This is a genomic window from Cytobacillus sp. Hz8, assembly GCF_042263505.1.
GTDB lineage: Bacteria > Bacillota > Bacilli > Bacillales > Cytobacillaceae > Bacillus_BE.
This window is the reverse complement of sequence record NZ_JBHKFI010000009.1, coordinates 62,803-82,351: the sequence shown is the minus strand read 5'-3', so window position 1 is coordinate 82,351 and position 19,549 is coordinate 62,803. Positions and strand designations below refer to the sequence as shown.

The window sequence follows — 19,549 nt, the reverse complement described above, 5'->3', positions numbered from 1 at the left end:
ATTTGGCAAAAAGGATGAATTGCATTGAATCTTTGATAAATTGCATCTCGATTATGTATTAAATAACTAAAAAAGTGCCCAAAAGCTTAACTTTTGGGCACTTTTTGAATGATTGCTATTAGTCTTCCATCGTTGATAAATCACCTGTTGGTAAATCCAACTCCCATGCCTTTAGAACACGGCGCATAATTTTCCCACTTCTTGTTTTTGGCAGCTTTTCACGGAAATCAATTTCACGTGGAGCAGCATGTGCCGCAAGACCTTTCTTAACAAAATTACGAATTTCCTCTTTTAATTCATCAGTTGGCTCAAAGCCTTCACGTAATGCAACAAAAGCTTTAATAATTTCGCCACGCACCGGATCTGGTTTTCCGATGACCCCTGCCTCAGCAATAGCTGGATGTTCGACAAGCTTACTTTCCACCTCAAACGGACCTACACGTTCACCAGAGGTCATAATTACGTCATCAATTCTTCCTTGGAACCAGAAATATCCATTCTCATCCATATAAGCTGAGTCGCCGGATACATACCAATCCCCTGGCAAGAAGTAAGATTCGTATTTTTGCGGGTTATTCCAAATTGTATACATCATAGATGGCCAACCCTTTTTGATTGCAAGATTCCCCATGCGATATGGTGGCAATTCATTTCCCTGGTCATCCACAATAGCTGCTTGAACTCCTGGAATCGGTTTTCCCATTGAACCTGGCTTAATTTCCATACATGGATAATTGGAAATCAACTGAGCACCTGTTTCTGTCATCCACCAATTATCATGAATTCGTTTATTAAATACCTTCACTCCCCAGCGAACAACCTCTGGGTTTAAAGGTTCCCCAACACTTAATATATGGCGAAGAGTGCTTAAATCATATTTTTTAATGACTTCATCCCCCGCCCCCATTAGCATACGAAAAGCTGTTGGCGCACTATACCAAACTGTTACACCAAAATCTTCAATCATTTTATACCAAACATCAGGGCTGAAACGTCCACCAACAATAACATTTGAAGTTCCCGTTAGCCAAGGACCAAAGATACCATAGGATGTACCCGTTACCCAGCCTGGATCTGCTGTGCACCAATATACATCATCATCCTTCAAATCTAGAACCCATTTTGCTGTTTGATAATGCTGAATCATAGCATTATGAACATGAAGGACTCCCTTTGGTTTTCCGGTTGATCCCGATGTATAATGAAGAATTAATCCATCAGTACGTTCAACCCATTCAATGGACAGGTCTTTACTTGCTTCTGCAAATTTTCTATTAAAATCTATTAAAATTCCATCTTCTTCAATAGATTCTCCAATAACAAAAATACGCTTTAAGGCAGGCAATTCATTGTAAGGAACACGATTAAGAAGCTCAGGGGTTGTTACTAATACCTTTGCCTCACTATCCTCTAATCTATCTCGCACCGCCCCCTCCATAAAAGCCTCAAACAATGGTCCAACAATTGCTCCAATTTTGATTGCTCCAAGTACAGTAAAATATAATTCAGGTGATCTAGGCATAAAAATAAAAACGCGATCCCCTTTTTCGACGTCTCCATATGCCTTCAGCACATTTCCTGCTTTATTTGATAGCTCTTTCATTTCCTTAAAAGTATACTTTTCATTTCTATGATCATCACGATAGTATAAAGCAATCTTATTTTTTCTGTACGTTTCCGTGTGGCGATCGATTGCTTCGTAAGCCAAATTCACTAGACCTGTGCTATGCCATGAGAAATTTTTCTCGGTGTCTTTCCAATCATGATTCTTATACGTTTCCTCATAGTTAACTAAGTTGTAATCCCCTTTAACAACTGGTAGCGCTTCCAATTTCATATACACATATCCCCCTTTTTGACGTTGTATTCACTCTTAATATTATAAACTATATTTTCAATTTTTTAAATATTCTTCCAAAAAAATATTAAAATATTTTTAAGATTTTAAAAATGTCACAAAACATTTCCGAATATAACAAAAAATTAAATGAAAAGGCTTTCTTATTGTTTTTTTTATGTATAATATAACTAATATTCTAATTGTATAAAATTAGGTGGTGAATGAATGGAACACATAAAAACCTATAATGCCAAAAAGCTGCAAACTCCACATGGAGATCTAATAATTGAAGGTCCTGTTCAACCTGAAGTGTTAGCTGGCCTTAAGTTTCACGAAGGCTTAATCGCATTTCGCCAACCAGCACAACAGCATAAAGCTTTAGTTGAAATCGCGGGACTTCCAGAAGGAAGAATCATCATTGCTAGATTAGGTGACATTGTTGTTGGCTATGTCACATACCTTTACCCCGATCCACTTGAACGTTGGTCTGAAGGCAATGTGGATGACTTAATAGAATTAGGTGCCATTGAAGTGATCCCAGATTTTCGAGGATGTGCTGTTGGGAAAAATCTTTTAATTGTCTCCATGATGGATGATGCCATGGAGGATTATATCATTATTACAACAGAGTACTATTGGCATTGGGATTTAAAAGGGACTGGTTTAAATGTATGGGAATATCGAAAAGTGATGGAGAAAATGATGAATGCCGGAGGTCTTCAATGGTACGCAACAGACGATCCGGAAATTAGCTCCCACCCCGCTAATTGTCTTATGGCCAAAATTGGAAAACGAATTTCCAATGATTCGATTCAAAAATTTGATGCTCTTCGCTTTATGAATCGATTTATGTATTAGTCATGTTAAATTACCTCAAATGAATTAGCCCTCTACTTCAATCAATAATTAAGTATATGAGGAGAAAATTCTTCGCAACTTAAACTCTATTTTAAGAAGTGAAACAAATAGTTTACTAATTTTATCATCAAATTTGCAATGTAAATTAAGGGGGAATTAAGGATGATTGTGGAGGAAATCATGCAAACGAAACTAACCACATTATCGCCAAGAAACACGATTAAAGATGCTTTACAATTAATGAAGCAGAAAGCCATTCGACATTTTCCAGTCGTTGATTCTGATCATCACATTGTCGGTATCGTTACAGATACTGATATTCGCGATGCCACTCCATCAATTTTCCATCTAGAAGAGCACAAAGATGAATTAAAAAGGCCAATAGAAGAAATCATGAAAACCAACCTCATTACAGGACACCCATTGGATTTCGTTGAAGAAATAGCATCCGTTTTCTATGAAAATCGAATCAGCTGTGTTCCAATAATTAATGATAAAAAATTGGTTGGAATCGTAACCGAAGCGGACCTGCTTCATACACTAATAGAATTGACCGGTGCAAATCAACCCGGTTCCCAAATCGAGATCAAAGTACCGCATAAAATGGGAGTTCTTTCTGATATTTTTTCCATTATCAATAAAAAGAAAGCCAATGTGCTTAGTATCCTCGTTTACCCAGACAAGCACGATGAAAATGATAAAATCATCGTCATTCGAGTTCAAACAATGAATCCAGTAAGTTTAATAGAAGATTTAAAAAAGGCGGGTCACCATGTTTTATGGCCAAATTTACCGGGGATAACCTTATGAAGCAAAACGCTGTTTTTGTTTTCTCAGAAGACCAGCTTAATTACAACTTTGGAAACAATCATCCCTTTGATCAAATTCGCTTAAAACTTACATTGGATTTATTGAAAAGTCTTGGAGCAATAAATGAACATCAGATCATTCCTCCTCGCCAAGCTTCTGAGGAAGAGCTACAATTAAACCATGATCCAAGTTATGTAAATGCAGTTCGAATGGCTGGGCATGGTCTATTAAATGAAACAAGTGCCGAAAATTATGGACTTGGCACAGAAGATACTCCCATATTTCCTAATATGCATGAAGCAAGCTCTCTTCTTGTCGGAGGAACATTAACCGCTGTTGACTATGTCATGACAGGAAAAGCCGATCATGCGATCAATCTTGGTGGAGGGCTACACCATGGATTTCGCGGAAAAGCATCAGGATTTTGTGTCTACAATGACAGCTCTGTTGCGATTAAATATATACAGGAAAAATATCAAGCACGCGTCTTGTATATAGATACCGATGCTCATCATGGAGATGGAGTTCAATGGTCATTTTATGATGATCCCAATGCATGTACCCTTTCCATACATGAAACTGGGCGTTATTTATTTCCTGGAACAGGAAATGTCAATGAACGCGGACAAGGAAAAGGCTATGGCTATTCCTTTAATATCCCCGTTGATGCCTTTACAGAAGACGAGTCATGGCTAGATGCCTATCGCACCTCCTTTAGAGAGGTGGCCGAGTTTTTTAAACCAGATATTATCTTGACCCAAAATGGAGCCGATTCTCACTATCTCGATCCTTTAACCCATCTATCAGCCACGATGAAAATTTATCGAGAGATTCCTCGATTAGCCCATGAAATCGCACATCAATATTGTGAAGGCCGCTGGGTAGCAGTGGGTGGCGGTGGTTACGATATTTGGAAAGTGGTCCCTCGTGCATGGGCCCTTATTTGGATGGAGATGACAGAAAACTCAAATTGTTATGGACATTTGCCGCTTGAATGGATTCAAAAATGGCATTCAAAAGCACCAGTCGAACTTCCCCGATATTGGGATGATCCAGAGGATTTATATCCAGAAATCCCCCGAAAAAGAGAGATATCAGAGAAAAATGCTTTAACCGTAAGCAAAGCTCTTTACCCCATCAGGAAAAAAACAAAAGCCGAATCCCTATAACATCATTCACTTGATCAAACATCATAGAAAAAAGGCTGATCAAAATGTGAGGTGACCCCCAAAAGTTAGATTTTACTCTAACTTTTGGGGTGCAGTACACTGGCAGCCTTTTTTATTCCTATTTTTATCTTAATTACATTGTTGAACTACGATATTCAATTCGATGCGGCAGCACAACCGTATGATTTTCAACTTTTTCCTTATTCATATATTTCGTTAATAGTCTCATGGCAACAGCACCAATATCATATAAAGGTTGAACAACCGTTGTTAACTGAGGACGAACCATGAGTGATAACCGAGTATTATCTGAGCTAATGACTTCAAAGTCCTGCGGTATATGATATCCCTTATCTTCTGCTCCATGAACGACCCCTAATGCCATTTCATCAGAACCTACATAAATCGCGGTTGGTCTTTCTTCTAAACTGATTAGATACTCAATAGCTTCAATACCTGAATCATACGTATAATCGCCTTCAAACACGTATTCTTCGCGATATTCGATATCATGATCTTCTAATGCCCGTTTATATCCTTTTAATTTCTTTTCTAAATTAATTGGCTCATGCAGAGGACCCGTCACAAAAGCAATCTTCTTTTCTCCCTTATTGATGAATTCATTTGTCACATCATAGGCAGCTTGTTCATAATCAATATTGACAGAAGGAATCTTCTTCGATTCTTCAATCGAACCGGCAAGTACAATTGGAGCCGGAGATTTTTCAAATTCAGCTACATGCTCATCAGTGATATTTCCGCCCATAAATACAATACCGTCCACCTGTTTGCTAAGCATATTATTAAGCAAATGTAATTCTTTATCTTTATTTTGATCAGAATTGCTTAAAATAATATTGTACTTATACATGGTTGCAATATCTTCAATCCCCCTAGCAAGCTCAGCAAAGAATGGATTAGAGATATCGGGAATAATGACACCCACTGTTGTTGTTTTTTTACTAGCTAGGCCTCTAGCTACTGCATTTGGACGATATCCTAATCTTTCAATTACTTCCATTACTTTCTTTCTTGTAGCTGGCTTTACATTCGGATTTCCATTTACAACTCTGGAAACAGTTGCCATCGAAACATTTGCCTCTCTTGCCACATCATATATGGTTATATTCAATTTAAACACTCCTCACTATTAAAAACGCTCTCACTTTTTCCTTATTTTACTTCAAGTATGTATAGTCTACTCCTATAATGTAAAAAAAACAGATATTGATGACTAATCATATCGTACAATTGTTTATCCTGCAATGATATCCGTACTATTTTAACAAAAAAGTAAAAAAAAAACCTTCTACTTTTCAGTAGAAGGTAATAAAACAATCATTAAACTCTTAATAAACGAGATTCTTGAAGAGCTGCATAGAATTCTTCAAATTGATTTAAATCCATCTGTTGGGCAGAATCCGATAGAGCAACTGCTGGATCGGGATGAACTTCTGCCATGACTCCGTCAGCACCAATCGCAAGAGCAGCTTTCGCACATGGTAATAATAAATCTCTTCTTCCAGTTGAATGGGTTACATCCACTAGTACTGGTAAATGAGTTTCTTGTTTTAAAATTGGAACTGCAGAGATATCTAAAGTATTTCGTGTCGCACGCTCATAGGTCCGTATTCCACGTTCACAAAGCATTATTTGACCATTGCCCTGAGACATAATATATTCAGCTGCATTGATGAATTCCTCAATTGTTGCTGCTAAGCCGCGTTTCAAAAGAATGGGCTTATTGACTTGACCAGCTGCCTTTAAAAGCTCAAAGTTTTGCATATTTCTTGCACCAATTTGAATGACATCAATATAATCAACGGCTGTTTCGATATCATTAGGACTTACAATTTCACTGATGACTCCTAAATCAAAATCGTCTGCAATTCTTTTCAGAATTTTTAAGCCTTCCAAACCAAGTCCTTGGAAATCGTACGGAGAGGTTCTTGGCTTAAATGCGCCACCTCGTAAAAGCTTTAATCCTTTTGCCTTAACTGCCGATGCTACAGCGGCAACTTGATCATATGACTCAACGGCACACGGTCCGAAAATCAAGTGTTGTGTGCCATCACCCACTTGAACCCCTTTAATAGAAACGATAGTGTCTTCCGGTTTTTTCTTACGTGAAACTAAAAGCGCCTTGCGATGATCGTCTTCTTGCAATTCTAAACCTGCTTTAAAAATTTCTTTGAAAAGATGTTCAATTGTAGAATTTTCAAATGGACCATCATTATTCTCTTTGATTGAATTTAACATTTGACGCTCGCGAACCGGATCATATCGATTGACACCTGAAGCTTCCTTCACACGACCAATTTCCTGAACGAGTACTGCTCTCTCATTAATTAGGCGTAGCAACTCTAAATTTATTTCTTCCACTCGATTTCGTAGTTGATCAAGTTCAACATTACTCATTTTCTCCCAATCCTTTCGATTAAATTATAGCCGTCAATCTAATATCGGAAAAAGTAGTATAAACCTAGGATAGCAATCATTTCCTCCTATTATTCTTTTACGGCCACTAAAAATGTGATACATTTTTCTATAGAATTAGAGTTATTATATATGAATTAATTAATAATGTCACGAATAATTTACTTCAATCATTAAACGCTTTTAAGCGCTAAAGCGTTTTGATGTCAAAATCCCTAGTCCTATTAAAGAAGGTGGATCAGTTTGCCCGATAAAAAGAAATTATTTGCGCTTGATATAGGAACACGATCTGTTGTGGGAATTATTCTTGAAGAAGAGAACTCACAATATCACGTTGTCGATATCCTTGCTAAGGAACATTCAGAGCGAGCAATGCTAGATGGTCAAATTCACGATGTTCTTGCTGTTTCTCGAGTGATTACTGAGATTAAACAAGATTTAGAAAAAAATCATGGTCCATTAAAATCAGTTAGTGTTGCAGCGGCTGGTCGAGCATTAAAAACAGAAAAAGCAAAAGTTACCGTCAGTATTAAAGGGAAACCGATGATGCAAAAACAAGATATCCTTCATCTTGAATTAAGTGCCGTACAGCTAGCTCAATCAACGGTTGCTGAAAAACATGAAGCAGAAAGCAGCCATTATTATTACTGTGTTGGGTACTCTGTTCTTTATTATCGACTCGACGATCAAGAAATTGGAAGCTTGATTGATCAACAGGGTGATGAAGCATCCGTTGAAATCATTGCAACCTTTTTGCCAAAGGTTGTGGTAGAATCCTTGATTGCTGCTCTCCATCGGTCCGATTTGGAAATGGAAGCATTAACCTTAGAACCAATTGCAGCCATAAATGTTTTAATTCCCCCATCAATGCGAAGATTGAATGTTGCCTTGATTGATATTGGGGCAGGAACATCTGATATTGCCCTCACAGATATGGGAACAGTGATCGCATATGGGATGGTACCGATAGCTGGTGATGAAATAACAGAAGCCATTAGTGACCAGTATCTTTTGGACTTTCCATTAGCCGAAAAAGCAAAACGGGAATTATTAACAGATGAAATCATTACGGTTACCGATATTCTTGGATTTGAGGCGGAAATTCCAAGGGAGGATGTCGTAGCAGAAATTTCGTTAACGATCGATCGATTGGCTGCCTCCATTTGTGATGAAATTTTGAGATTAAATAATCATAAATCTCCAAAGGCCGTTATGCTTGTCGGTGGAGGAAGTCTCACTCCAGAGTTGCCTAGTCGAATTGCGGAAAAATTAGCTTTACCAGAAAATCGTGTGGCCATTCGTGGAATAGACGCCATTTCCTCCTTAACGATATCAAGTCACATCACGAAAGGTCCTGAGCTTGTTACTCCTATAGGGATTGCAATTGCTGCCAAAAAATCACCCGTACAATATATGACAGTCTATGTGAACGAACAGCCTGTTCGGCTATTTGAAGTGAAAAAATTAACGGTTGGAGATGGTCTTCTCGCAGCTGGAATTAAAATGAATAAATTATATGGAAAGCCAGGATTCGCCAGCATTGTAACCGTCAATAACCAAACCATTACAATTCCTGGGGAACATGGACATCCCCCTCTTATTCGAAAAAATGGAACCCGTTCTTCATTAGATGATGAAATTAAAAATGGGGATCAATTAATCGTTGAAAAAGGGGAAGATGGAAAAAAGGCTGCCCTAAAAATTAAAGACCTGATAGATGAAATTCCCACAAAATCGATAACGATTAATGAGATTGAGTACACCATTACGGCCACAATTAGCTGTAACGGAAAAGAAGTAAGCAATGATTATGAAATTGAAGATAGGGACATCATTCAAGTGCATATGCCAGATACCATTGAGGCATTGCTAAAATCATTGAATCTTAAAGACTGGCTATTAGAGCTAAGACCTTTTCGAATTCGAATCAATGACAAGGAAACGTTTATTCCTGCATTTTCAGGGAAGTTATTTCGAAATGGAATCGAGGTAAAGCTCCAAAGTAACTTTGAACATCTAGATGAATTGGTTGTCGAAGGCAAGAAAAATCCAACAATTCGAGAACTAGCAGCTTATAAACAAATTATCCTTTCTCACTCCATTCCAATTTATTTTAACGGAAAGGAAATGTTACTAGAAAAACGACTGGCTGAAATTACAAAAGGCGAAACAATTCTGACGGAGAAAGATCTTGTGCATGATGGTGATCATATAACATTGCATACAAAAAAAATCGAACCATTTATCTTTCAAGATGTATTTAACCAGGTGAAATTTGAAATACCCAAGAATGCCAATGGCAAATTTCAATTATTAAAAAATAATAAGCAATCTGGATTTCATGAGAAATTAGCCCCTGGTGATAAGCTTGAAATCCGATGGCCAGCACAACAACAAAATCAATATTCAGGAATCAAAAAATAAAACAAAGAGGGCTATTGCTTCATTTCAGCATAAGAAATAGATGCTGTAGAACGAAGCAATAGCCCCATTTTTTTGGATAAAGTGAAACTTCCATCAGTGGTGGTTTTCGACGCACAGGACGTGAAGTGTGCAGACGTTGCGATTGACGTCGCGCTTTTAGTCTGCCATTCATCCCCCACTGATGGTTAGTCACGCAAAGCCTGATTGATTTTTCTAAGGGCTGAAGCCCAAAGAAAAATCTTATTTCACTTATCACGCTCATAACGCCACGTCCTGTGGCTTCGCCTGACTAGGACCTTAATCCCTCATCGGACCTTTACGGACAGTTGATCTCCCACTTATCTTCTTCGTATTCTCAGAATCTTGAAGTGGGAGTCAAAATGTCCGTTAAGAGTGGGATAAATGTCATATTCTAATAATTGTTTATCCCTTTTTTTCAGACCCCTCTAAAGCATTTTTCAAAGCTTCATTTGTAATTTTCCAATGAGAGGCATTCCAAGCTGGCACTTCATTGATAAATAAAAATGCCTGTGGTGATTCATGTTTAATATGATATTTTTCAGCAATGTAATTAGATAATGGTCGAGATTCCTGAACGGTTAAATAATAAAAGGCGATATCACTTGCTTCAGTCGAAAATCGTTGATAGGCTTCATACGCCGCCTGACTAATTGGACAGGTTAATGAATGCTTGAGGAAGAAAAAATGCTCTCCTTCCTTGCATAGCTCTTCAAATTGATCAATTGTCTTAATTTGCTTCATCCCAAATTCCCCCTTGAAAATAAACTCATGCTCAATAATTAATGATTCAACTGGCGCTCAGTCTCATCAAATGCCTTTTTTGTTTCATCGAGCATTTGCTGAATTTGATCATTTTGTTGATTTTTTGTCATGTCAGCCTGTTCCTCTAAGTTGTCCTCGACTACCTCATTACGCTTGATTTTATTGATAAAATCTGTGGATTGCTTCGAAACCGTTTCGGATATGGATTGTGATTTCTTCTTTGCCGTTTCCACCAATTCTGTACCCCTTGTTACAGCAGTCTCACGAAGTTGTCCCGTTTTTTCCTTAAGGGATGAAACTTCTGAACTCACTGTTCTCCTAAGCTCCTTCCCGGCCTTTGGTGCCAAAAATAGAGCGACTCCGGCACCAATAACGCCTCCAATAAGTGCACCTAAAACAAAACCCTTTGAGCTTTGATTTTCAACGTCCTTAGCCTGTTTTTTTCGTTCAGAATTTGACATAAAATCTCCTCCATTATATTACATATTGGCTTGATTCCTTAACCGTTTGTGCTCTTCCTGTTCATGCTCTATTGTTTGTTGTTTTCGAGATTTCCATTTATCTTTTAATTCAAGAAAAATATTACTCCATTGAACGACTTGAGTCACCTTTTCCTTATTTTGCTCCAACTGCTTTTCTACAGTATTCGTAACATTTTGAAGCGAGTGATTAAACCCTTTTATGGTTGTTCCTACATCTTTTACAGCATCAAAAACCGTATTAAGGCTTTCAGATTTTTGTTGGATGTCAAGAACAACATCATTGGTCTTATGTAGCAGTTCAGTAGTCTCGCGTGTAACACCATCAAGCTGCTTTTCAAGTCCTCCCAATGTTTCAGATACACTTTCTAATGTTCCCTGTAATGATTTTAACGTTTTCGAAACAAAGATAACAAGAATAACGAAAGCAATGGCGATGATTGCAACACTTAAATAAAGAATAATAATCAAGCTAAGGCACCTCCGAATGGTCAACAATTTTTTTGTATAAGTTCTATTTTATATTTCTTTTGTTCAAGTCATTCCAAACCATGTTTTCTAGAATGGAAGCCCTTAAGAAAATATTATCATAAAAATGAATTGATTCAATCATTCAACAATTTTCTTAATTTAGGTTACAATAGAAACGTAAATGTCTAAAAATGTATAGGAGAGATTTAGAATGAGAGACCCTCGAATTGAAATACTGGCAAAGAATCTAATTAATTATTCTATTCGTCTTCAAAAAGGTGAGAAAGTACTCATCGAGAATTTTGGGCTGCAAAAGGAATTGGTAACGGCATTAGTGAAAGAGGCTTATGCCGCAGGAGGTTATCCATTTGTATCCATTAAAGACAATCAAGTCGATCGTGAGCTCCTCATGGGTGCTAGTGATGAACACTTTAACATGATAGCTGATTTTGAAGCAAATGTAATGAGTCATATGGATGCATACATAGGTCTTCGTTCAGGAAATAACATTAATGAACAAGCAGATGTGCCCGATGATAAAATGAAAATCCATGGCAGCACCATTGGGAAAAAAGTCCATACTAACATTCGTGTTCCAAAAACAAAATGGGTAGTCCTTCGTTATCCTACCTCTTCTATGGCACAATTGGCCAAAATGAGCACAGAGGGATTCGAAGATTTTTACTTTAAAGTATGTAATTTAGATTATAGCAAAATGGATAAGGCGATGGACAATCTTGTCACCTTAATGAATAAAACGGATAAGGTCCGTCTTACTGGTCCAGGGACAGATTTAACCTTCTCTATTAAAGATATTCCTGCTATTAAATGCTCTGGACAAATGAATATTCCAGATGGAGAGGTTTATACAGCCCCTGTAAAGGACTCCGTTAACGGTGTCGTAACTTATAATACCCCTTCTCCATATCAAGGATTTACATTTGAACATGTAAAACTAACGTTTAAGAACGGAAAAATTGTCGAAGCAACCGCTAATGATACAGAGCGTGTCAACAAAGTTTTTGATACGGATGAAGGGGCACGGTATGTTGGTGAATTCGCCATTGGAGTAAACCCATTTATTCAACAACCAATGCAGGACATTCTTTTTGATGAAAAAATCGATGGAAGTTTCCACTTTACACCAGGTCAATGCTACGATGATGCCTTTAATGGAAATCACTCCAATATCCATTGGGATTTGGTCAATATTCAAAGACCAGAGTATGGTGGTGGCGAAATTTACTTCGATGACGTGCTAATTAGAAAGGACGGACGATTTGTCATTTCTGAACTAGAATCACTAAATCCAGAAAATTTAAAATAACCCGCGCTTCTACCCTTATCCTTACTAAAAGGCCAGCCTCATTCTGCTGAGGCTGGCCTTTTATTTTATTGTACTTGTTTTTCATAAGCTTCTTGGAATTTTTGAATATCCCCTGCACCCATAAACACAATAACGCTATTATCGTAATTCCTCAAGATTTTCGTTCCATCTTCTGTAATTACAACAGAATTAGGAATTTTAGCCTGCAAATCAGTGATCGTCAGCTTGCCGTGATTCTCTCTTACAGAACCAAAGATTTCACATAAAAAGACTTGATCCGCCAAATTTAAGCTATCCGCAAAATCTTGTAAAAATGTCTGCGTCCTTGTAAAAGTATGTGGCTGAAATACAGCAACAACTCTTTTATCCGGATATTTTTGTCCTATGGCATCTAAAGTAGCCCGGATTTCAGTTGGATGATGAGCATAATCATCAATTAAAATTTGATTTCCAACGTGTTTTTCCGTAAATCTTCTTTTAACCCCTTGGAAGGTCATTAAATGGCTTTTTACGATTTCAGCACTAATCCCTTCATAATGGCAAAGGGCAATAACAGCAAGGGCATTTAAAACATTATGATTGCCAAAGAAAGGGATTGAAAAGCTTTCAAAAAATGTATTGCGTACAAAAACATCAAAGGTTGTACCCTCTGTCGATTTGACCACATTTCTTGCTTGAAAATCATTTTCTTCGCCAAATCCATAAAAAAGAACAGGAACCTTTGCCTGAATTTTTTGAAGCTGCTCATTATCCCCACATGCAATAATTCCCTTTTTCACTTGTAATGCCAATTCCTGAAAAGCAGAGAACACATCTTCAATATTGGCAAAATAATCAGGATGATCAAAATCAATATTCGTCATGATTGCATAATCTGGAAAATAGGATAGAAAATGCCTTCTATATTCACACGCCTCAAATACAAAATAATGTGCGTCTTTCTCTCCCTTACCGGTTCCATCTCCTATTAAGAAAGAAGTAGGCTTCGCACCGCCCATTACATGAGCTAGAAGCCCCGTTGTCGACGTTTTTCCATGTGCCCCAGTTATCGCAACACTAGTAAAGTTTTGCAAAAAGTCACCTAAAAAGCGATGATATCGAATGACGGGAAGGCCAAGCCTTACTGCTTCCACTATTTCCTCATGAGTATCTGGAAAAGCATTTCCCGCAATAATGACCATTCCAGGTTTTATATTTTCCTTTTGAAAGGGAAGGATCTTTATTCCTGCTTGTTCAAGGGCTACTTGAGTAAAGAAGTGCTTTTCAATATCAGACCCTTGTACTACAAAATGCATATCATGCAAAACTTGTGCTAAGGCACTCATTCCAGAACCTTTAATCCCCACAAAATGGTAAATAGTCATATAAAGAACCTCCCAATTGCGTCTATCTGTAAAACAGTATATGACATTTCACTATATTTGCTCATACAACAGAATATATCAACACTCAAACTAGCATTCATCATATTAAGACATTATACCATAATAAATAATAAATACTATGTATCGATTTTTGTATAAGTCTTATAATAAAATTACATTTTCATGCAAATTCACAAATATCCTACAATTATTATTTGATTTATACAGGCAAGAATACCCATAGATTAAAACATTGCATTAGAATCTTGAATCGATTCTAATTCCGCTTCTGTAATAAGAACATCCCTTGGTTTACTTCCTCGCGCTTCGGATATAAATCCCTGTTGCTCCATCATGTCAATCAATCGTGCTGCTCGATTATATCCAATTTTAAATCGGCGTTGGATACCGGATGTTGAAGCACCTCCTTGGTCAACTACAAATTCACATGCTTCATAAAACAATTCATCTTCTTCCTCAGTAATTTGCGCCTTTTTGATTAACTCTTCCTGATGGAATAAATAATCCGGTTCTTGCTGTTCCCGAACATGTTGAACCACATCATCAATCTCTGTATCTGAGACAAAGGTACCTTGAAGCCTTACCGGCTTTGAGGTTCCATTTTCAAGGAAGAGCATATCCCCTCGTCCGAGAAGCTTTTCAGCTCCTCCGATATCGATGATCGTTCTTGAATCAATCTGAGATGATACAGAAAAGGCAATTCTAGTTGGCACATTGGCCTTAATTAAACCTGTAATGACGTCCACAGATGGTCTTTGTGTAGCTATGATTAAATGAATGCCACAAGCTCTTGCTTTTTGAGCAATACGGCAAATAGCTTCTTCCACATCTGCTGGGGACATCATCATCAGATCAGCAAGCTCATCAATAATAATCACAATATAAGGTAATTTATCTGCATATCGTTGATGATTTTCTGCAAGCTCATTGAACCTTGTAATATCCCTTACCCCTGTATGAGCAAATAATTCATAACGTCGCTCCATTTCATCAACTGCCCATTTTAAAGCAGCAGTCGCAGCTTTAACATCCGTGATAACTGGACTAACAAGATGCGGAATTTGATTGTAAGGTGCAAGTTCAACCATTTTAGGGTCAATCAGAAGCAGCTTTAAATCATCAGGTGTCGCTTTATATAATAAGCTAACTAAGATGGAATTGATACAAACACTCTTTCCTGAGCCTGTAGCCCCTGCAATTAATCCATGGGGCATTTTTCGTAAATCGGTTACAATCGGTTTTCCTGAAATATCAAGACCAAGAACAGCCGTTAGTGGCGACTCCTGCTGTTTAAATACATGGCTATTAATAATCTCACTAATAAAAACAGGTCGGCTTTTCTGATTAGGTACCTCAATTCCAATTGTGTGCTTCCCAGGGATCGGTGCTTCAATACGGATATCCTTTGCAGCAAGACTGAGTTTAATATCATCAGATAAATTTGTAATTTTATTTACTTTTACTCCAGGGTCAGGCTGAACTTCAAAACGAGTTACAGCAGGGCCCTGAGTTACGTTTACGACCTTAGCCCCTACATTAAAATTCATCAAAGTTTCATTTAGAAACTGCTCTTGCTCATTCAACCATTCATCACTAACATCCGTCACAGCAGGTGGAGTCAATAATTCAGTTGCTGGAAACTTGTATTCTTGAATCTCAGAGGATGGATTCTGTTCCACCGTTTTTGTATGACACTCTTCTGTCTCAGAACTTGATGAGACAGAAGGCTTTTTCTCGTTTGTCATTAGGGAATGGTCAATCTTCCGTTTGTCTTGCTTAAGCATGATAACATTAAAAGGTAAATGAGATCGATGTTTGTTTCTTTTCTCTTCTTCTTTTGATTCTTTATCCAAAAATTCATCATTAGAAGAAGAATGGTCATCAGCAATTATGACTTCGTTTTCAGAATCCTCCATAGATGTTTTTTCTTCATCCATTGTGTGAACCGATATTGAGGACTCTTGTGGATCGTCATTTCCTTTTATTGCTGCTTTTTCTACCTCCATTCCCTCTTCAATATTCGTTTCAATAGTTTCATACTCCATCATTGCTTCGGCTTGTAATTCAATTTCATCCGCATTTGTTTCTACGTCGGTTATATCCAGTTCACTTGGAAAATCAAATTTATCTTCAATCGAACTACCTTCATCCGTACTATCCAGTTCCATCGCTGCCGCTACAAATGGAGATGAATCGAAGGCAGAAACGACTTCCTCTTCTTTAGATGGAACATCCTTATGCCCTGTTCCTTTCAATTGAGTCATTTCCAAGTCACTAGTTAAAGATTCATCAACCACATTATTGTTTTCCTGCATATCGAGCTTTTCCTCAGCCAAAATCTGCTCTACCTGAATGGGTTGAACATTCTTTTTAACCAACTCATCATCCTTTTCAGTAAATGCATGTAATTCAAACTCGACAATTTCTTGGCGCTCTTTTGCTTTTCTTACTGGTCGATTGTATCCATAAATAGGTGAAGGAATTTCTGTGGGACGAAAAGGCCTTCGATTATGTATAACGACTTCTATCTCTTTTTTACTTGACAGCGGAATAGACTGCTCACGCCTTTTGTTTGCAATTTGCTCATCCCCATGATCACTTAACCCAGACCGTGGAGGATGATGAATTTGCTTGCGGTTACTCGATATTTTTTCACTTTCCTCTTTAGACTCATCCGGTATAAGTGGGAATTTAAATTGACCTTTTGGATATTGATAAAAAACCTTTGTGTCTAAATTTCCTTTCCCATCAGGATGATTATTTCTTGTATTTATATTTCGCTCATCATATTCTTCATCGTATGAAAAATCTTCAATTTCTTCATATTCATCTTCAGATTTAAACATTTGAAAAAATTTTTTAATCCAACTCAAAAGTAATCACTCTTTCTCAAATCTAACTACATACCTATTTTAACAGTAATTTGAAAAATTTCGAGTTAAAATAAAAGAATAAGCCAATTTAATCAGGAGAGGGGAGAAAATGGGAAAAAGCCACACATGATGTGGCTTATCAATTATCCATATATAGGATCAACTACCTTTTTTTATTCTTACCTAAAATAAATATTGGTTCGAGTTCTCCATTTTGATATAAAAAAGAAAGAGCTGTAATCGGTACATGACCATTTGCAAAAAAGCTCATTGTCATTTGTGCCAATACATCATATCCCGTGTCATTCTTTATATCCGCAATAATTAGCACGTCTTGATGAGGAACCGCAACTGCCATTGTCCCAGTGATTTTTTGCGACATTTCCTTGAGAAATGAATCATTTAATATTCTGCTTGCATCATAGCCATCATTTGTACTTAAAAAGTAAAAGGTATTCTCTGCAACCCGATCAGACTTTACCTTTGTGGATAAAGAGCGTACATTAAACATGGCCATTTCGCGAATTTGCTGATGATTCCACCCTTCAGCTTTCAGCAAGCTTTCATCAATGAGTCGATAGGTTTTTCCTTGATCGACTGCATAATAGATTCTCGTTTCTGCTGTATGCTCATCAACAATAAAAGGCACTCCTTCAGACTTTTCAATGGGAAAGGATGTGGAGCGGATAACTGGATAAATCCTTTTTTCCTGACCTGTTAATTCGACTTCATTTTCCATCGCTTGAAGTCCCTGTTCAACATAATAAACCACTTCATCAATAGCCCTATCTTTTTTGTCCTGCCACTTTCCAACGAGCTCAGGTAAAGAGATCGTAATCCCTTTGTTCGTTTCTCTATTTTCAATCCGTAATTGTTCTTTTTTTCGATCATATGAAAACGTTCGATTATCTTGAAGAAGCCTGGCTTCAAGTTCCTTCTTCATTCTTTGACTATCCATCTTCATCGTTCTTTCCCCCTTTCTATTTACAAATGGAAGGCTGACTCCCTAAAAATGAGCCAGCCTAAACGATCAATTCGTTGGATTCCATTCATATTTTTCTTAACCCTTTAATCCATCAATAAAATTTTCAATTTCTTCTTGAGTTTTGCGATCCTTGCTAACAAATCTACCGAGCTCTTTCCCATCTTCAAACGCGACAAAACTTGGAATCCCAAATATGTCAAGCTGCTGACATAAATCAATATAATCATCACGATCTATATGAATAAAGGTATAGTCCGAATATTTTGCTTCAATTTCCGGTAAAACTGGTTCTATCACACGGCAATCTGGACACCAGCCAGCTGAAAACATAAAAATATGTTTACCGTTATTCTTTAACTGTTCAAATTGTTCAAAGGACTCAAGGTCTTTCATTTTGAACTTCCTCCTTTGCAAATATACATATTTTTCTTCCATTTCTTATAATCTGATACTATCAAACATATCCCTGTAGGTCTAATGAAATGCATCGCTTGTGAAATCAATTTAACTCTCCATTAGATTCTCCATTTTTTTTCAGAAAAAAACCGAAGAAAAACGGTCTTCGGAATTATTTTACGGAAACGGAATTCACAATATCAACCATGGTAGTAGCCTCGGAAGCAAGGATGTCTGTTTTGGCTTCAGTTGTCATTTTGACTCCACCGATGCCAACGGTCATCTCGTTTTTCTTATCCGAAAGCTTCTCAATGAGAAGGTATCCAAACTTGTCCTTTTCTTTAAATGTTTGCTTCACATCATATTCCTTTTTGTGCTGTAATGTCGATTGAAAAACAACCTGACTTAATGAATTCTCATGTTGATTATAAAAGAGAATATACGTTTTTGAACCATTATGTAGAATAATATTATTAGGAGTTTCTTTCTTTATTTCAAAGCCTAGCGGAAGCTTATATTGAATGACCTCATTCTGAGTATTGGACTTACTTGGTTTCTTTTTCATAGCTGTTTCAACTGACGAGATAATTTTCTTCTGTTCCTCTTTAAATGAAGTCGTACATGCGCTAAGTAAAAAAACGGCAATGATGATAAGCAGGGCTGCCTTCATTTGTTGAACCATTTCTTTTCCTCCTTGCTCAGTAGCTAATAACTCCAATATAATGATAAACTTTCACCTAATATGATGACAAGTCTCTTTTTAGAGCCACTGTTTTACGGGCACAATTATCTTTGGTATTCATACTGACCCACTAGCAGATTCATGACATGAAGAAACATTTCTGCACGGCTTACAACACCATTGGTGAAAATTCCAATTGCCCCTTCTTTTTTCCTTACATTTTTTATATTCACATATCCTTCCATCACCGGCCCCAGTTCATTGCCTTTATATAATTCACCAGCAATCTCCTCAGGTAAAAGAATTCTTGCCCCACCAGCAATAATAGGCGATCTGCCTTTTACAGCAAGAGCCCCCCAATTACATAAAAATAATCCATGTTCCGTTTTGTGAACCCCACCTTCAAGTCCGATTCCAATGTCCCCTTGACCAAGATTTAAGGCCCCTTCTGCACGATTCAAGGCCCCTTGAATGGTTTCCTCATCAGAAAAAGGTTGAGGGCTTACACCTGATGATACATCAATAGAATTAAGCGTACATGGATAATGAGAAAATGCTTCTTCTACCGCTTTCACCTTTGCGGGATTTTTAGTTCCAATTACCACTTTCATTGACAACTCTCCTTATAAAA

At 37.4% G+C, this 19,549-nt stretch carries 17 protein-coding genes; 5 read left to right on the top strand and 12 right to left on the bottom strand.

Going from position 1 to position 19,549, the window contains the following annotated elements:
* Nucleotides 1–118: 118 nt before the first annotated feature.
* Complete coding sequence (acsA, locus tag ACE38V_RS12705; protein ID WP_375841612.1) at nt 119–1,837, bottom strand: acetate--CoA ligase; 1,719 nt, start codon at nt 1,835–1,837, stop codon at nt 119–121.
* A 228-nt stretch (nt 1,838–2,065) separates the two neighbouring features.
* Here acsA and ACE38V_RS12700 point away from each other — a divergent pair, with 228 nt between their 5' ends.
* From ACE38V_RS12700 to ACE38V_RS12690, 3 genes are all read left to right on the top strand, one after another.
* Entirely contained in the window at nt 2,066–2,698 is a 633-nt protein-coding gene (locus ACE38V_RS12700; protein ID WP_375841611.1) for an N-acetyltransferase, read from the top strand.
* Nucleotides 2,699–2,860: 162 nt separating this feature from the next.
* Complete coding sequence (locus ACE38V_RS12695; RefSeq protein WP_375841610.1) at nt 2,861–3,508, top strand: acetoin utilization AcuB family protein; 648 nt, start codon at nt 2,861–2,863, stop codon at nt 3,506–3,508.
* On the top strand, nt 3,505–4,677 hold the full coding sequence (locus ACE38V_RS12690) for an acetoin utilization protein AcuC (RefSeq protein ID WP_375841609.1): 1,173 nt from the start codon (nt 3,505–3,507) through the stop codon (nt 4,675–4,677). Before ACE38V_RS12695 ends, ACE38V_RS12690 begins: the two co-directional genes overlap by 4 nt.
* A gap of 133 nt (nt 4,678–4,810) precedes the next feature.
* On the opposite strand, the gene ccpA is transcribed toward ACE38V_RS12690, so the two are convergent.
* Entirely contained in the window at nt 4,811–5,809 is a 999-nt protein-coding gene (gene ccpA / locus ACE38V_RS12685) for a catabolite control protein A (protein ID WP_375841608.1), read from the bottom strand.
* A gap of 209 nt (nt 5,810–6,018) precedes the next feature.
* Entirely contained in the window at nt 6,019–7,095 is a 1,077-nt protein-coding gene (locus ACE38V_RS12680; protein ID WP_375841607.1) for a bifunctional 3-deoxy-7-phosphoheptulonate synthase/chorismate mutase, read from the bottom strand.
* A 261-nt stretch (nt 7,096–7,356) separates the two neighbouring features.
* Between ACE38V_RS12680 and ACE38V_RS12675 the strand changes: the two genes are divergently transcribed.
* On the top strand, nt 7,357–9,537 hold the full coding sequence (locus tag ACE38V_RS12675; RefSeq protein ID WP_375841606.1) for a cell division protein FtsA: 2,181 nt from the start codon (nt 7,357–7,359) through the stop codon (nt 9,535–9,537).
* A gap of 423 nt (nt 9,538–9,960) precedes the next feature.
* Here ACE38V_RS12675 and ytxJ read toward each other — a convergent pair whose 3' ends face one another.
* From ytxJ to ACE38V_RS12660, 3 genes are read right to left on the bottom strand one after another with little or no spacing between them, the layout of a single operon-like run.
* Nucleotides 9,961–10,299, bottom strand: coding sequence for a bacillithiol system redox-active protein YtxJ (ytxJ, locus tag ACE38V_RS12670; RefSeq protein WP_375841605.1), 339 nt, complete (start codon nt 10,297–10,299; stop codon nt 9,961–9,963).
* A 38-nt stretch (nt 10,300–10,337) separates the two neighbouring features.
* The gene (locus ACE38V_RS12665; protein ID WP_375841604.1) at nt 10,338–10,781 is read right to left on the bottom strand and encodes a YtxH domain-containing protein; all 444 of its coding nucleotides are present in this window, start codon (nt 10,779–10,781) and stop codon (nt 10,338–10,340) included.
* Between the two features lie 18 nt (nt 10,782–10,799).
* Nucleotides 10,800–11,270, bottom strand: coding sequence for a DUF948 domain-containing protein (locus ACE38V_RS12660; protein WP_375841603.1), 471 nt, complete (start codon nt 11,268–11,270; stop codon nt 10,800–10,802).
* Between the two features lie 211 nt (nt 11,271–11,481).
* On the opposite strand from ACE38V_RS12660, the gene ACE38V_RS12655 reads away from it, so the two are divergent.
* A complete protein-coding gene (locus tag ACE38V_RS12655) occupies nt 11,482–12,597 on the top strand; it encodes an aminopeptidase (RefSeq protein ID WP_375841602.1) in 1,116 nt (371 codons plus the stop codon).
* A gap of 65 nt (nt 12,598–12,662) precedes the next feature.
* On the opposite strand, the gene murC is transcribed toward ACE38V_RS12655, so the two are convergent.
* The 6 genes from murC to ACE38V_RS12625 all read right to left on the bottom strand — a co-directional run bounded on the left by murC (nt 12,663) and on the right by ACE38V_RS12625 (nt 19,529).
* On the bottom strand, nt 12,663–13,961 hold the full coding sequence (murC, locus tag ACE38V_RS12650; RefSeq protein ID WP_375841601.1) for a UDP-N-acetylmuramate--L-alanine ligase: 1,299 nt from the start codon (nt 13,959–13,961) through the stop codon (nt 12,663–12,665).
* A 245-nt stretch (nt 13,962–14,206) separates the two neighbouring features.
* The gene (locus ACE38V_RS12645) at nt 14,207–16,828 is read right to left on the bottom strand and encodes a DNA translocase FtsK (RefSeq protein ID WP_483863917.1); all 2,622 of its coding nucleotides are present in this window, start codon (nt 16,826–16,828) and stop codon (nt 14,207–14,209) included.
* A 190-nt stretch (nt 16,829–17,018) separates the two neighbouring features.
* Entirely contained in the window at nt 17,019–17,819 is an 801-nt protein-coding gene (locus tag ACE38V_RS12640) for a DUF1444 domain-containing protein (RefSeq protein WP_375841599.1), read from the bottom strand.
* Between the two features lie 96 nt (nt 17,820–17,915).
* Complete coding sequence (locus tag ACE38V_RS12635; protein WP_375841598.1) at nt 17,916–18,233, bottom strand: thioredoxin family protein; 318 nt, start codon at nt 18,231–18,233, stop codon at nt 17,916–17,918.
* 175 nt (nt 18,234–18,408) lie between these two features.
* Nucleotides 18,409–18,918 (bottom strand): hypothetical protein, encoded by a 510-nt coding sequence (locus ACE38V_RS12630; protein ID WP_375841597.1) that lies wholly within the window; start codon nt 18,916–18,918, stop codon nt 18,409–18,411.
* A gap of 104 nt (nt 18,919–19,022) precedes the next feature.
* A complete protein-coding gene (locus tag ACE38V_RS12625; protein WP_375841596.1) occupies nt 19,023–19,529 on the bottom strand; it encodes a DUF84 family protein in 507 nt (168 codons plus the stop codon).
* Nucleotides 19,530–19,549 lie beyond the last annotated feature (20 nt).

Coding starts and splice junctions, on each gene's coding strand:
- acsA (WP_375841612.1), bottom strand. CDS start 1,837: ATGAAATTGGAAGCGCTACCAGTTGTTAAAGGGGATTACAACTTAGTT.
- ACE38V_RS12700 (WP_375841611.1), top strand. CDS start 2,066: ATGGAACACATAAAAACCTATAATGCCAAAAAGCTGCAAACTCCACAT.
- ACE38V_RS12695 (WP_375841610.1), top strand. CDS start 2,861: ATGATTGTGGAGGAAATCATGCAAACGAAACTAACCACATTATCGCCA.
- ACE38V_RS12690 (WP_375841609.1), top strand. CDS start 3,505: ATGAAGCAAAACGCTGTTTTTGTTTTCTCAGAAGACCAGCTTAATTAC.
- ACE38V_RS12680 (WP_375841607.1), bottom strand. CDS start 7,095: ATGAGTAATGTTGAACTTGATCAACTACGAAATCGAGTGGAAGAAATA.
- ytxJ (WP_375841605.1), bottom strand. CDS start 10,299: ATGAAGCAAATTAAGACAATTGATCAATTTGAAGAGCTATGCAAGGAA.
- ACE38V_RS12665 (WP_375841604.1), bottom strand. CDS start 10,781: ATGTCAAATTCTGAACGAAAAAAACAGGCTAAGGACGTTGAAAATCAA.
- ACE38V_RS12655 (WP_375841602.1), top strand. CDS start 11,482: ATGAGAGACCCTCGAATTGAAATACTGGCAAAGAATCTAATTAATTAT.
- murC (WP_375841601.1), bottom strand. CDS start 13,961: ATGACTATTTACCATTTTGTGGGGATTAAAGGTTCTGGAATGAGTGCC.
- ACE38V_RS12645 (WP_483863917.1), bottom strand. CDS start 16,828: ATGTTTAAATCTGAAGATGAATATGAAGAAATTGAAGATTTTTCATAC.
- ACE38V_RS12640 (WP_375841599.1), bottom strand. CDS start 17,819: ATGAAGATGGATAGTCAAAGAATGAAGAAGGAACTTGAAGCCAGGCTT.
- ACE38V_RS12635 (WP_375841598.1), bottom strand. CDS start 18,233: ATGAAAGACCTTGAGTCCTTTGAACAATTTGAACAGTTAAAGAATAAC.
- ACE38V_RS12630 (WP_375841597.1), bottom strand. CDS start 18,918: ATGGTTCAACAAATGAAGGCAGCCCTGCTTATCATCATTGCCGTTTTT.
- ACE38V_RS12625 (WP_375841596.1), bottom strand. CDS start 19,529: ATGAAAGTGGTAATTGGAACTAAAAATCCCGCAAAGGTGAAAGCGGTA.